This is a genomic window from Micromonospora peucetia, assembly GCF_900091625.1.
Taxonomy (GTDB): Bacteria; Actinomycetota; Actinomycetes; order Mycobacteriales; family Micromonosporaceae; genus Micromonospora; species Micromonospora peucetia.
The window spans coordinates 3,770,083-3,782,627 of sequence record NZ_FMIC01000002.1; the positions used below are offsets into that span (position 1 = coordinate 3,770,083).

12 protein-coding genes are annotated in these 12,545 nt (G+C 69.6%); 8 read left to right on the plus strand and 4 right to left on the minus strand.

The features are described 5' to 3' along the window. Nucleotide 1: 1 nt before the first annotated feature. The 4 genes from GA0070608_RS17655 (at nucleotide 2) to GA0070608_RS17665 (ending at nucleotide 3,660) form a co-directional block, all read left to right on the plus strand. On the plus strand, nucleotides 2-523 hold the full coding sequence (locus GA0070608_RS17655) for a SigE family RNA polymerase sigma factor (protein ID WP_091629405.1): 522 nt from the start codon (nucleotides 2-4) through the stop codon (nucleotides 521-523). Beyond that, nucleotides 516-1,790: a rod shape-determining protein MreC gene (locus GA0070608_RS17660; RefSeq protein ID WP_091629407.1), complete on the plus strand. Its 1,275-nt coding sequence runs from the start codon at nucleotides 516-518 to the stop codon at nucleotides 1,788-1,790. Before GA0070608_RS17655 ends, GA0070608_RS17660 begins: the two co-directional genes overlap by 8 nt. A gap of 609 nt (nucleotides 1,791-2,399) precedes the next feature. Beyond that, entirely contained in the window at nucleotides 2,400-2,990 is a 591-nt protein-coding gene (locus GA0070608_RS32080) for a hypothetical protein (RefSeq protein ID WP_141719490.1), read from the plus strand. Then, nucleotides 2,977-3,660, plus strand: coding sequence for a hypothetical protein (locus tag GA0070608_RS17665; protein WP_141719491.1), 684 nt, complete (start codon nucleotides 2,977-2,979; stop codon nucleotides 3,658-3,660). The genes GA0070608_RS32080 and GA0070608_RS17665 overlap by 14 nt, the downstream gene beginning before the upstream one ends. A 314-nt stretch (nucleotides 3,661-3,974) precedes the next feature. Here GA0070608_RS17665 and GA0070608_RS17670 read toward each other — a convergent pair whose 3' ends face one another. Then, the gene (locus GA0070608_RS17670) at nucleotides 3,975-4,433 is read right to left on the minus strand and encodes an ArsI/CadI family heavy metal resistance metalloenzyme (protein ID WP_091629411.1); all 459 of its coding nucleotides are present in this window, start codon (nucleotides 4,431-4,433) and stop codon (nucleotides 3,975-3,977) included. Nucleotides 4,434-4,703: 270 nt separating this feature from the next. Here GA0070608_RS17670 and GA0070608_RS17675 point away from each other — a divergent pair, with 270 nt between their 5' ends. Further along, complete coding sequence (locus GA0070608_RS17675) at nucleotides 4,704-6,083, plus strand: DUF7507 domain-containing protein (protein ID WP_091629413.1); 1,380 nt, start codon at nucleotides 4,704-4,706, stop codon at nucleotides 6,081-6,083. 191 nt (nucleotides 6,084-6,274) lie between these two features. Next, nucleotides 6,275-7,141 carry an AraC family transcriptional regulator gene (locus tag GA0070608_RS17680; protein WP_091629414.1) on the plus strand — a complete coding sequence of 289 codons (867 nt, stop codon included), beginning with the start codon at nucleotides 6,275-6,277 and terminating at the stop codon, nucleotides 7,139-7,141. Here GA0070608_RS17680 and GA0070608_RS17685 read toward each other — a convergent pair. From GA0070608_RS17685 to GA0070608_RS32685, 3 genes are all read right to left on the minus strand, one after another. After that, entirely contained in the window at nucleotides 7,131-7,952 is an 822-nt protein-coding gene (locus GA0070608_RS17685) for a nucleotidyltransferase (protein ID WP_091629416.1), read from the minus strand. The genes GA0070608_RS17680 and GA0070608_RS17685 overlap by 11 nt on opposite strands. Then, a complete protein-coding gene (locus GA0070608_RS17690; RefSeq protein ID WP_091629418.1) occupies nucleotides 7,945-8,442 on the minus strand; it encodes an NUDIX hydrolase in 498 nt (165 codons plus the stop codon). The genes GA0070608_RS17685 and GA0070608_RS17690 overlap by 8 nt, the downstream gene beginning before the upstream one ends. A gap of 327 nt (nucleotides 8,443-8,769) precedes the next feature. Continuing rightward, nucleotides 8,770-9,843: a hypothetical protein gene (locus GA0070608_RS32685; RefSeq protein ID WP_176733746.1), complete on the minus strand. Its 1,074-nt coding sequence runs from the start codon at nucleotides 9,841-9,843 to the stop codon at nucleotides 8,770-8,772. 146 nt (nucleotides 9,844-9,989) lie between these two features. On the opposite strand from GA0070608_RS32685, the gene GA0070608_RS17705 reads away from it, so the two are divergent. After that, complete coding sequence (locus GA0070608_RS17705) at nucleotides 9,990-11,423, plus strand: RNB domain-containing ribonuclease (protein WP_091629423.1); 1,434 nt, start codon at nucleotides 9,990-9,992, stop codon at nucleotides 11,421-11,423. Nucleotides 11,424-11,613: 190 nt separating this feature from the next. Next, nucleotides 11,614-12,312 carry an NADPH-dependent F420 reductase gene (gene npdG, locus GA0070608_RS17710; protein ID WP_091629426.1) on the plus strand — a complete coding sequence of 233 codons (699 nt, stop codon included), beginning with the start codon at nucleotides 11,614-11,616 and terminating at the stop codon, nucleotides 12,310-12,312. Nucleotides 12,313-12,545 lie beyond the last annotated feature (233 nt).

Here is a 12,545-nt window from a genome sequence, read left to right on the forward strand (position 1 = left end):
GATGCATGATCGCGAGGATAAGGAGGTGACAGCCTTTGTGCGGGCGCGTTACGGATCGCTGCTCCGGACCGCCTTCCTGCTGTGTGGAGACCGAGGGAAAGCCGAGGACCTGGTCCAGACGACGCTGGCCAAGACGGTTGTGGCGTGGCCTCGGCTGCAACGCTCGGAAGGCGTCGATCACTACGTTCGACGCATTCTAGTCAACACCTTCGTGAGCTGGAGGCGGCGCCGGTCCTGGTGGGAACAGCCCTTGGGTCGGCTGGTGGAGAGTCAGGCACGCGACGAGTATGTGGGGGTGGAACAGCGGGACCTGCTCCGCCGGGCGTTGGACGGGCTGCCAGCACGACAGCGTGCCGCCGTCGTACTGCGCTTCTACGAGGACCTGTCCGAGCAGGACACGGCGCATGTACTGGGTTGTTCGGTTGGCACGGTCAAGAGTCTTTCATCAAGGGGACTGCAGACTCTGCGTAAGCAATGGGTTAAGGCCGACGCTGTTGCTGATGAAGAGGTGCGCTATGCATAACACGACCGAGTTGCGTGACGGCCTGGCGGATCTGGCCGAGTCGGTGGTACCGACCGAGGGCTATGAAGGCAAGATCATGCGGCGGGCAGACCGGCGTCGCGGGCGGCGGCGTGTCGCCGCAGCAGCCGCAGCCGCAGTATGCGTGGCGGTGCTGGTCACGATGTTTCGGGTTGTCGGATTCGGGCCCACACCGCAACTCGCTGCACCGCCGCCGGATGGCCCGTTTCTGGGCTGGTCCCCGGTGGGGGACGTGGACGCTGGCCTGGTACGTGAGGCCACCAGCGTCTGGGACCGTACCAACTCGGCAGGCCCGCACACTGATGTTCGGGCCCTTGTCGCGACGCGCCATCCACGCCTGCGCTCGACGGTGGTCGTCCTGCAGGGATACGACAAGCAGGGCGACGCGCGGTTGGCGTTCTTCACCGGTGATTCCGGTGCGGCGGACGCCTTGCGGATGCGGGTTGATCGGCCCGCGCCCGACCCGGTGAAGACTCAGGTGATAAGTCTGGTCAGTCCACGATTGTCCGGAGCCGCCGGCGAGGTTAGTAATGACCCCTGGGGCACCTATGCCATTGCCCTCGCCATGCCGGGCGTGACAGCGGTGCGGGTTTCGAGTACCGCAGTCGATGATGAAATGATACAAGAACCGGACGGACCGACCAGTCGCCTCATTGTAAAACGATTTCCGATCGCTGCGACCGCGCAGACGACGACGATCGCGGGGTTCATCAAGCCGAAGCGACCGTTCGCCAGCCTCACGAAGGTGTTCGAGGTACCTGGTGAGGACGGTGTGGACGGTGACGCGCGGGCCGTACCCGCTGAGGTAGTCGGCAGGAGCGGCCAACAGATAATCGTGGCGTTCCTGAAGGATCAGGGAGTCCGGCGAGGGCAACTAGCCGTTGTCGCCGAAGGTTTGGTCGGACGCGTAACGGCAGTCGATACCGTCCGCGGTGAAGCCACTGTCGACCTCGTTACCAGTACCGGGTTCACCGGCCAGGTGTACACGAATATCAGTAATGTTCCGGGTTCCGTACGTGGCACCGGCGGAAAGCTGGTCATGGAAGGCGTTCCCGCAGACGGTGAGGTTTACCAGACCAACCGTGTCTTGATGCCGGATCCGTCCCAGCGGAGCAATCAGGTTGGCGCTGTCACGATCGGGCGAGCGTCTGCGGACAAGGCGGCAGGCGCGACCACGGTGGAGCTTACGCCAACAGCCGACCTTGCCAACCTGACCAGATTGTCGATCATGACGCCATCCGCCCCCTGACGGCGACCCGCCCACGCAAGGATGCGCGGAGGCGACTCGCCTCCGCGCATCCTCAACAGGTCTGCAGGTCAGTAGTGGACCGAGCCGCTGCCGGAAGCCTTTGCGATGTCACCGCCGGAGTTACCAACGACGCCGTGGCTGCCCCGGCGGCGGGTCCGGAAGGACACCGGGGAACGACAACTGACTCCAGCGTGACCAGTTCACATCCCCAAGCCGGCTCTTCGGAGAAGGCACTTACCGGACCCGCCGAGACTCAGCTTAAAACCCGATCCCGGCGTTGTCTTGACACGGAGGGGAGCCGTGAGCGGATGTTCGCTAAACGCGAGTGCCGCTCCGCCGCGACGAGGGAACCAGACGCCACCGCCATCGTGTGTGAGCCCGACCTCAGATGTAACGGCCGCGACCACACGCGGACCGACTGATCGCCGCGGCGGCATGATCGCACGTATCGGCGCGGGGTCGTCGGGGACCGCTGGCGGGGCCCCGACGTCCAATGGACGATCGGGCACCATGGCCGTCGTAGACGAGAGGGGGGCCTGCATCACGCCCATGATTACGGAGAGTGGTCCGCTCTTGACGGGAGAGATTTTGTCTCACTAAGGTATCGACATGTCTAGATCGGTCTTGATCAGAGCATTGACCGTCACCTTCGCGGCCGCCCTAGTCGCTGCCGCTGGGCCAATCAGCGCTTCGCCCGCCCTTGCCTCCAACTTCGGGTCCACGGGGACAGTGGGTATCACCGGAACCACGAACGGCGTGTGGTTGACGACCAGCGCGAGTTTCGTCGTCGGCAGGATTTCGCTGACGAGTACCTACAGCAGCGCGGTGACCACTGTCATGAACGGCCAGTACGACCCGACTGACCTGACCGTCTCCATCGCGTCTCCAACGTTCTGCGACTCCAGCCTCGATACCTGCATCTATGATTCCGACTATGGAGACAACGGACTGAACGGCTGGAACGCCTGCGATGGACCGACGAGCGGGAGCCACCCGAACATGCGCTGCACGACCCAGTGGGTCCGGATCAACCAGCGGTACAACCCGCCAGCGAACCGAATCGTCTGCCACGAGGTCGCCCACAGCGTCGGCCTGCGCCACACGTCGGAACAGGCTTCATGCGTAAAAAGCACCGCTGATGGCGGAAACTCATCAACTCTGAGCGCCCACGACAAAGGACACATCAATGCGACCTACTGAGAAGGTCAACGAACCACGCCGGGCACGAGGAGTGGCCATTATCGCGGCGCTGTTCCTCGGCGTGTCGATATCTCTGTCGGCGTGCGCCGAGCCGCGCTCGGGCAGCGACCCAACGGCGGGCTCGGCCGAGGCGCAGAATTCTGACGAGCGCTTCTGGCAGACGTTCCGGATCTCCGGTGACGAGGTGGAGCCGTATGTCCCCCTGGGATCTATGGCGCAGACCGCTGACGCAACCGTGTTGGCCCGCTTCGGCAAGGTAGGAAAGATTCGCACTCTCACCGCCGAGGGTAACGATACGGTCCACTACGTATCCGTCGACCTGGCTGTGACCCGTGAACTCGCCGGCAAGGGCGGCCTTCCCTCGGTGGTCCCGCTTGAATTCATGGTCATTCCCGGACGAGGGCAATCGATCGATGACGTCGCCGGGGAAATGTCCGCAGCGCTCCCGAAGGAAGAAATGGTCCTCTTCCTGCGCGCGAAGAAGGGTGCCGGTGAGGCGGGGCTGTACCGCGTGGTCAACTCTCGCGGACTCTGGGCATCCACCTCGCGTGAAACCCTCGACACGCCTTTGGCCGAGAAGCCGGTGAAGGACGAGGCGCAGTACAAAAGCGATCTCGCCAAGGTGTCGACGATTCCAGAACTCGCCAACCTCGTCGACAACCTACGGTAACGCCCACGACAGGCTGCCAATGCCCGGTGACGCAGGTGATGGTTGCAGGTGGTTGCTTCGCGGCGAGGGTGGTAACCGTGCTGATGCTCAACCTTCCCTCGTTGATGCGACTCTGCCGCTGATCCAAATGGGGCAGACTCCTGGAGGGGTACGACTCCGCGCAGGCGAACGCTGAGGTGAAGAGGCGCAGCGTCCTGATGGCTGCCCTGACCGCAGTGCGGCGCTCGATCCTGCGTTCGAGCCCCGGTGGCCAAGCGCCGTTGTGGGTGTGCGCGCCGGCCGCCGGGTTGCCGTCGGCGCGCACACCGAAATGGTCAAGAGCAGTTTGACGCGGCTCCGTCGGAGGTCGGCTCCAACTCGGCCGCCGGGGTGCAGCAGGCGCTCTCGGTCTTCTTCTGGAGCTGGTCTGAGTCGGCCTTGACGGTGTAGACCTCCCAGGGCTCGTTGCCCGGACCGCGCACCCAGACCTTGTCCTGGAGGGCGTAGCAGCACTCGGTGCTGTTCTCCTCCAGGGTGATCAGGCCTGCGTCGGTGAGCCGCTTCGTGGCTGCGTTGACCTCGTCGGTGCTGAACACCTCGACGCCCAGGTGGTCCATTACGGTGGGCTGCTCGGGCTCGCCTTCGAGCAGGACGAGCTTCAGTGGCGGGTTCTCGATGGCGAAGTTGGCGTAGCCGGGGCGCCGCTTGGCCGGCTCGGTGTTGAACAGCCTGGAGTAGAAGGCGACGGAACCTTCGAGGTCGGACACGCGCAGGGCGAGCTGGACACGGGACATGGGATTTTTCCTGCTGTCTAGATGTTTTTCTAAGCAGGTCCACCTTTGCAGCCTGTTTCGACATCTGTCAACCTAGAGATATATCGAAACAATCCCTCCCTGTGGAGGTCTTCAAGCGGTGGCGTGCGCTCGTCGAGTTGTAGGTGTTTCCGGCCTGAGTCCTAAACACCCTAATTCCGCCCGAGTGGGGGATTTCGTACCACTTGACGTGACGTATCCTCCTACCTCTCGTTGCCCCCGGTGTCAACCATCCACAACACGGGGGAATACATGAGCAAGACCTCTGCGTCGCTCAGGCGAGGCGGCCTCTACGCGCGGCTGGCGGTGTTCGCGCTGCTGGCCAGTGGCCTGCTGCTCGCCGGCGGCTCGCCGGCCGCTGCCGCGTCGACGATCAACATCAACCCGGGGCACGTGCCGACGACGGCGGCTTCGTTCACCCAGAACTGCGACTTCCACGGCGGTGCCTACCCGGACGAGGACGGATGGGCGTTCGAACTGCCGGGCGCTCCCGACATCAGCGGCGTCTTCCAGACGATCACGACGACGTTCAGGACGCCGACCGGCGCCACCACGAGGACGATCCCCACCGCCCCCAACAGCGCCATCGTCAGGGGCCCGGGCACCAGCAAGGCGTGGATCCGGGTCCCGGCCGGCTGGACGTTGACCGGTGCCAGCGCGGTGGTCTCCGGTACCGCCGACTCCTTCGTGCTCAGGTCCACCTGCATGGCGTCGTCCGCCCCCCGGCCGAACTCGAAGCTGTACCTGACCAAGACCGGGTATCCGGCCAAGGACGTGAAAGCCGGTGATGAGGTCACCTACCTCTACAAGGTGACGAACCAGAGCACGGGCACGACCTACCCGATCAGCAAGATCGCCATCACCGACGACACGGTCACCGGTATCACCTGCGAGGCCACGTGGCTCGCGCCGAAGGCGAGCACCACCTGCACCGGCAAGTACACCGTCAAGAAGACCGACGTGAAGAAGGGCAAGATCGTCAACACCGCTCAGGCCACCGGGTGGTTCGACAGGCAGGCGGTGTGGTCCAACAAGGCGACGTTCACGGTGACCACCAAGCCGGAGCCGCCGAAGCAGGTCAGCCTGTCGATCGACAAGAAGGCCCGGGTCGAGTCGGACTGCCACAAGAAGTGTGAGAACGACGGCTACGCCGCCAAGGGCGACAAGATCTTCTACACCTACCGGGTGACGAACACCGGCACGGTCACCATCACCCACGTCGGCGTCCACGACCGGAACGCCGGACGCGTGGTCTGCAACAGCGGCACGCTGGCGCGCGGCACGAGCACCGACTGCCACGCCGTCAAGCCGCACGTGGTGACCAAGGCCGACGTCAAGGCCGGCAAGGTGGTCAACACGGCCCGGGCGACCGGCAAGTTCGACGGCAGGTACGTGGCCTCCGACCCGGCCACCGTCACCGTCTGCATCCGGCACGGCAAGTACGACCACCGGCACGACGACAAGGACGGCAAGCACGACAAGGACGGCAAGCACGACAAGGACCAGAAGGAGCTGCCGGTCACCGGTGACAGCTCCAACATGGCCCTCTCCCTCGGTGGCGGCCTGCTGGCCGCCGGTGGTCTCCTGCTGGGAGCCAGCCGGATCCGCCGCAGGGCGCACGTCCAGATCTGATCGGTACGGCAGACACTCCGGGCACCGCATTCGGTGCCCGGAGTTGTCTTTTCTCCGCCCTCCGACGTGCCTGTGGAGATCACTGGTTCGCGCCAGGGTCGGCCGCCGGCCGACCGAACCGGGCACAGCATGTCGGGTCGGGCACGGGCTTCCCGCCTAGCGTTGCTGCTCGTAAGGGAAAGGAGAACCGGGTGCTGGAGCGGCTCAACCAGGCGATGGAACACATCGAGCGGTACCTCGAACAGCCGATCGAGGTGGCCGAGCTGGCGCGGATCGCGGTGACGTCGGAGTACCACCTCCGGCGGCTCTTCTCGGCGTTGGCGGGAGTCGGCCTGTCCGAGTACATCCGCCGCCGGCGGTTGACCGTCGCGGGCGCGGAGGTGCTCGCGGGGGAGCGGGCGCTGCTCGATGTCGCCGTCCGCTACGGCTACAGCTCGACCGAGGCGTTCGCCCGGGCGTTCCACGCCGTGCACGGCGTGGGCCCCGGCGAGGCCCGGCGTACGGGGGCCGCATTGCGCTCCCAGCCCCGGATGTCCTTCCGACTCGTCGTCGAAGGGAGCAGCAGCATGCGATACCGGATCGTGCACAAGGACGAGTTCCAGCTGGTGGGTCGTAAAGCCCGCGTACCGCTGGTGCACGAGGGGATGAACCCGGCGATCGTCGCCTTCGTCAAGGGCCTCGCGCCCGAGACGGTACGCCGGATCGAGGCGCTGTCCGACCAGGAGCCGCAGGGCATCGTGAACGTGAGCGCCGACGTGGCCGACAGTCGCGCGGAGGGCACCGAGCTGGACTACTGGTACGGCGTGGTGACCGGCGCGGACGTGCCGGAGGACCTGGACGCGCTGGAGGTGCCGGCGGGCGCCTGGGCGGTCTTCGAGACCTCCGGGGCGTTCCCGCAGGCGGTGCAGTACCTGTGGCGGGACGTGTTCACGCAGTGGTTCCCGTCCAACCCGTACCGCAGCCGACCGGGACCGGAGATCTCCCGTACCCGGCTGTCGGCGGACGGCACCGAGGCGGACGCCGAGCTGTGGATTCCGGTGGAGCCCGTCACCCGCTGATCTCGTTCAGCACCGCTCGTTGGAAGGCGCGGGCCTCGGGACCGCCCGGCGGTGGCCCGCCGGCCCGCGCCGCGATCGACCGTTCGATCAGGTCGCCGGGCTCGCCGTGGACGCGGCGCTCGGCGCCTGCCGTCGGGTCGCCCGGCCAGCCGTCGGCGACCAGCCGACGGCCGGCGTCGACCTTCGACAGCCAGACGCCGTGGCGGACCTTGACCAGGGAACGGCAGGCGCCGAGCACCGCGTCCTCGGCGCCGGGGGCGGGACCGTCGCCGGGCGGGGTCGGCAGGGCCAGCCACCAGCGCAGCGAGTCGGTCAGCAGGCGACGCAGGTCGGCGGGGAAGAGGTCGGCGAAGGTCTCGGCGGCCGGCGGCCCGAGCAGGGCGTACCCGCACTGGTGCAGGATGCTGCGGTCCAGGCCGTACCAGAACAGGCCGTCCTCGGCCGGCCGGTCGGCAGCGGCCCACGTTGCCCGGAACGGCATCCGCGCGCCGGTGTTCAGTTCGACCTCGAAGCCGGCCTCCGGTGTGCCGGAGCGGGCGATCTTCCACCGGTACACGACCAGTTCCAGCCCGCGCGCGGGGCAGGGCAGCGCCTCGTGTCGCAGCCGCGCCACCAACTCCTGTTTGCGCGTGAGGTCGAGGGCTTCGGCGCTGACCAGCGCGACGTCGACGTCGCTGCGTCCCGGCTGGTACGCGCCCAGCCCGACGGAGCCGGCCGCGTACGCCCCGACGAGGTCGTCGCCGAGGACGTCGCGGGCGGCGGTGACCAGGTCGCCGAGGTAGCGGCGCAGGGGCGGGTCGAGGTCAGTCATCGGACTCGGCCCAGCCCGTGCCGGCGGGCAGGAACCAGGCGGTCGCCTCGTCACCGAGGGCGTGCGCGACGACCAGTCGGGCGTGCCGGTCCAGCGCGGGCAGCCGGTCCGGCGGGAACCAGCCCACGGCCACCGACTCGTCGTCGTTGACCCGGGCGGTGCCGCCGACCAGCCGGCAGCGGAAGCCGAGGTTGAGGAACTCGCAGCGGTCGCCGTTGGGGTAGGTGTGCGGGTGCGAGACGACGCTGCTCAGCCGGACCGGCTCGACCTGCACGCCGGTCTCCTCCCGCACCTCGCGGACCACCGCCGTGGCCGGCTGCTCGCCCGGCTCGATGATGCCGCTGACCACCGACCAGCGGCCGTCGTCGGCGCGCCTGCCGAGCAGCAGCTTGCCGGCGTCGTCGCACACCACCGCGCTGACGCTCGACAGCGGGAGCAGGTCGTGGCCGACGCGTTCGCGCAGCCGCAGGATGTGGTCCGGAACGCCCATCCGGCGACCCTAACCCGCCCCCGAGCGGCGGCCCGCCCGGCCAGCACCTCGCCCCGCCACGGCTGCCCCTAAGCGGTAGACGGGGTGTGCGTCGTGCACCGGCTTGGCCTGTTTTCGCAGTTCCAGCCCCTGACGGCGGGAGCACGTCTACTGTGGAGAACATCGGCGACTTGTGGTGTTCCGGTGGCGGACGGGTGGTTCCCGGTGCACAGTGATCCCATGAGCGACAGCGGAAACGGTGGGCACTACTACTGGTGCACCCGACACCACCGGGTCGAGACCGATGCCGACGTGTGCCCCGCCAGGCACGTTCTCGGGCCGTACGCCTCAGCCGCCGACGCGGAGAACGCCCTGCAGACGGTGCGGGAGCGCAACGACGCGTGGGAGGCCGAGGACGCCCGCTGGGCCGGGGAGAGCAGATAGGCGGCGCGGGACGGCCCGCGCCGAGATACTTGGTGCTCCGCGAGGGCGAGAGCACGTCCCCAGGAAGGGAACCGAGATGGCCGAAGCACAGCAGGCCACCACCCGCCCGGCCGCCAGACGTACGACCGCCAGGAAGACCGCCGCGGCGGAGCGGACCGCGGGCACCACGCGGACCGCGCGCCGGTCCGCCACGACCACGGCGGCGAAGAAGGCGCCGGCCAAGAAGGCGACGGGCGGTGCGGGGCGGGCCCCGGCGAAGAAGACCACCGCCGCGAAGGCGCCCGCGAACAAGGCGACGACCAGGAACGCCACGGCGGCGAAGAAGACGACCGCCGCCGCGAAGAAGGCCCCCGCCACGGCGAAGCGGACGACGGCGGCGGCCAGGAGCACGGCGGCGAAGAAGACGACCTCGGCGAGGACGCCCGCCCGAAAGGCGGCGACGAAGGCTGCCACCACGGCGAGGAAGACGGCCGCGCCGGCGAAGAAAGCCCCCGCCAGGACCACCGCCGCCGCCCGCAAGGCCACCCCGGCGGCGAAGAAGACCACCACCACGGCGGCGAAGACGACCGCCACCACAGTGGCGAAGAAGACTGCCTCGGCGGTGGCGAAGACGACCGCCACCATGGTGGCGAAGAAGACTGCCTCGGCAGTGGCGAAGAAGACCGCCGCAACGGTGGCGAAGAAGACCACGACGGCGGCGAAGGCCCCGGCGAAGAAGGCCGCCGCCAAGAAGACGACGCCGGCCAGAAAGACGACGCCGGCCAAGAAGACGACGTCGGCGAGAAAGACGACGCAGGCCAGGACGACGGCCGCGACCCGGCCTACCGGTGGCGCCCGCAAGGCCGCCGCGAAGAAGGCCCCCGCCAGGAAGGCCACCGGAACATCCTCGGCCACCACCCGCAAGGCGGCGGCGAAGAAGGCCCCGGCGAAGAAGACGACCGCCGCCAAGGCGCCGGCCAGGAAGGTCACCGCGCGCAAGGCACCCGCCCCGATGGCCGCGGCCCGGGCCACCGCTACCCGGGGCGTACGGGCGAGCGCGCGCAGGGCGACCGGCTGACCGCCACGCGGGGCGACCGGCGCTCGCCGGGAAGCGGATCATCCGCCACACTGTCAGGATTGACCCCGTGGTGATCCGACGCGTAATCGCACCCCGCATCGACTTCGGCGCGCTGCGTCGCGAGCTGGGACTGCCCGAGGGGTTCCCGGTCGCGGCGCAGCGCGAGGCCGACGCCGCGGCGGCCACGCCGCCCCGGCCCGCCGCCGACCGCACCGACGTCCCGTTCGTCACCGTCGACCCCGCCGGCTCGCGTGACCTCGACCAGGCGATGCACCTCGCCCGCCGCGCCGGCGGCGGCTACCGGGTGTCGTACGCGATTGCCGACGTCGCCACGCACGTCCGCCCCGGCGGTGCGCTGGAGGAGGAGACCTGGCGGCGCGGGCAGACCGTCTACCTGCCCGACGGCACCGTGCCGTTGCACCCCGAGGCTCTCAGCGAGGGCGCGGCGAGCCTCCTGCCGGACGTCGACCGGGCCGCCGTGGTGTGGACCGTCGACCTGGACGCCGACGGCGGCACCGTCGGGGTCACGCTGGAACGCGCGCTGGTCCGCAGCCGGGCCAAGCTGGAGTACGTCGGCGTGCAGGCAGCCGCCGACGCCGGCCGGCTGCCCGAGCCGATCGCCCTGCTGCCCGAGATCGGGGCCCTGCTCACCGCCCGTGGCCTGCGCCGGGGCGCGATCAACCTGCCACTGCCCGAGCAGGACGTGGAAGCCGACGGCGACGGCTGGCGGCTGGTGCTGCGCGGGCCGGTGCCGATGGAGGAGCACAACGCCCAGATCTCGCTGCTGACCGGGATGGCCGCCGCCGACATCATGCTGGCCGGGGAGATCGGCCTGCTGCGTACGATGCCGGCGCCGAAGCCCGAGGCGGTGGCCCGGCTGCGGGCCGCCGCCGCCCCGCTGGGCGTGCACTGGCCGGACGGGGCCGGCCCCGGCGAGGTGATCGCCGGCCTGGACCCTGCACAGCCCCGGTCGGCCGCCTTCGTCGACCAGGCCGCCGAGTTGATGCGCGGTGCCGCGTACACGGCCTTCGACGGCGCGTTGCCCGAGCAGCGCGAGCACGGCGGGGTCGCCGCCGCGTACGCCCATGTCACCGCGCCGTTGCGGCGACTGGCCGACCGGTACGCCACCGAGGTCTGCCTGGCTTTGCACGAGGGTCGGGCGGTGCCCGACTGGGCCCGCGCGGCGCTGCCCCGGCTGCCGGACGTGATGGCCAGCACCGACCGGGCCGCCTCGGCGGCCACTCGCGGTGCGATCGAGCTGGCCGAGGCGGTGCTGCTCCAGCACCGGGTGGGGGAGACCTTCGACGCGGCGGTGCTGGACGTGGACACGGCCCCGGACGGCAGGTCCCGCCCCGGTCGCCGGCCCGGCGGCACCGTGGCGCTGGACGACCCGCCGGTCCGCGCCCGCTGCCTCGGCGAGCTGCCGCTCGGCGAGCGGATCCGGGTCCGGCTGGTCACCGCCGACCCGGTCGCCCGCGCGGTGGCCTTCGAACGGGCCTGACAACCCGTCGGCGCCGCCCCGGTCCTCGGTCCCCGGCCCCCGGTCCTCGGTCTTCGGTCCTCGGTCCTCGTTCCGTCCCGGTCCCGGGTCGCCGGTTCCCAGCCCCGGCCGGTCGCTGGTCCGCTGGCAGCGGGGATTGTCACAGCGCCCGACGCTGCTGCTGGCGTCACCGGTTTGCGAGGATGACGGCATGGCTTACGACGCGAGCACGCTGCCCGACGTGTCCGGGCTGACCGTCGGCATCATCGGCGGCACCGGCGACCAGGGGCGGGGCCTCGCCTACCGGTTCGCCCGGGCCGGCCAGACCGTGCTGATCGGGTCCCGTTCCGCCGAGCGGGCCGCGCAGTCCGCCGAGGAGATCGCGGCCCTGCCCGGTGTGCCCGCCGGGGCCCAGGTCGCCGGCGGCGGCAACGAGGAGGTGGCCCGACGCAGCGACGTGGTCGTCATCGCGGTGCCGTGGGACGGGCACGCCGCCACCGTCGCGGCGCTCGCCGAGCCGCTCGCCGGCAAGATCGTCGTCGACTGCGTCAACCCGCTCGGCTTCGACAAGCAGGGCCCGTACGCGCTCACGGTCGCCGAGGGCAGTGCCGTGCAGCAGGCCGCCGGACTGCTGCCCGACTCCCGGGTCTGCGCCGCGTTCAACCACGTCAGCGCGCCGCTGCTGGCCGACCCGGAGGTCGACCGGATCGATCTCGACGTGCTGATCTGCGCCGAGGACCGGGAGTTGGTCAGCGTGGTCGCCGCGCTCGCCGCGCGGATCCCCGGCATGCGTGGCATCTACGCCGGCCGGCTGCGTAACGCGCACCAGATCGAGGCGTTCACCGCCAACCTGATCGCCATCAACAAGCGCTACAAGGCGCACGCCGGCATCCGCGTCACCGACCTCTGACCTCCGACCCGGGCGGACCGTAGCGGCCGGTGCTCTCCGCCGTCCAGCCATGATCGGACGGCAGGGGGTGGCGTCCGCATCAGGTCGGACGGCAGGGAGGTGGCGTCCCGGTCAGGGCCGGACTGGCGCCGCGTCGACCTCGAAGAGCATGTCGGACGGAGCGAGGGCCTGGGCGGGCGGCAGCCCTCCGGCCTCTCCCGCGACGCTCTCCCGCGACGCTCTCCCGCGACGCT

Excerpts from the sequence above, each read along its gene's own strand:
- npdG (WP_091629426.1), top strand. The coding sequence starts at position 11,614 with ATGGCTTACGACGCGAGCACGCTGCCCGACGTGTCCGGGCTGACCGTC.
- GA0070608_RS17665 (WP_141719491.1), top strand. The coding sequence starts at position 2,977 with ATGCGACCTACTGAGAAGGTCAACGAACCACGCCGGGCACGAGGAGTG.
- GA0070608_RS17655 (WP_091629405.1), top strand. The coding sequence starts at position 2 with ATGCATGATCGCGAGGATAAGGAGGTGACAGCCTTTGTGCGGGCGCGT.
- GA0070608_RS17690 (WP_091629418.1), bottom strand. The coding sequence starts at position 8,442 with ATGGGCGTTCCGGACCACATCCTGCGGCTGCGCGAACGCGTCGGCCAC.
- GA0070608_RS17670 (WP_091629411.1), bottom strand. The coding sequence starts at position 4,433 with ATGTCCCGTGTCCAGCTCGCCCTGCGCGTGTCCGACCTCGAAGGTTCC.
- GA0070608_RS17685 (WP_091629416.1), bottom strand. The coding sequence starts at position 7,952 with ATGACTGACCTCGACCCGCCCCTGCGCCGCTACCTCGGCGACCTGGTC.
- GA0070608_RS17675 (WP_091629413.1), top strand. The coding sequence starts at position 4,704 with ATGAGCAAGACCTCTGCGTCGCTCAGGCGAGGCGGCCTCTACGCGCGG.
- GA0070608_RS32080 (WP_141719490.1), top strand. The coding sequence starts at position 2,400 with ATGTCTAGATCGGTCTTGATCAGAGCATTGACCGTCACCTTCGCGGCC.
- GA0070608_RS17660 (WP_091629407.1), top strand. The coding sequence starts at position 516 with ATGCATAACACGACCGAGTTGCGTGACGGCCTGGCGGATCTGGCCGAG.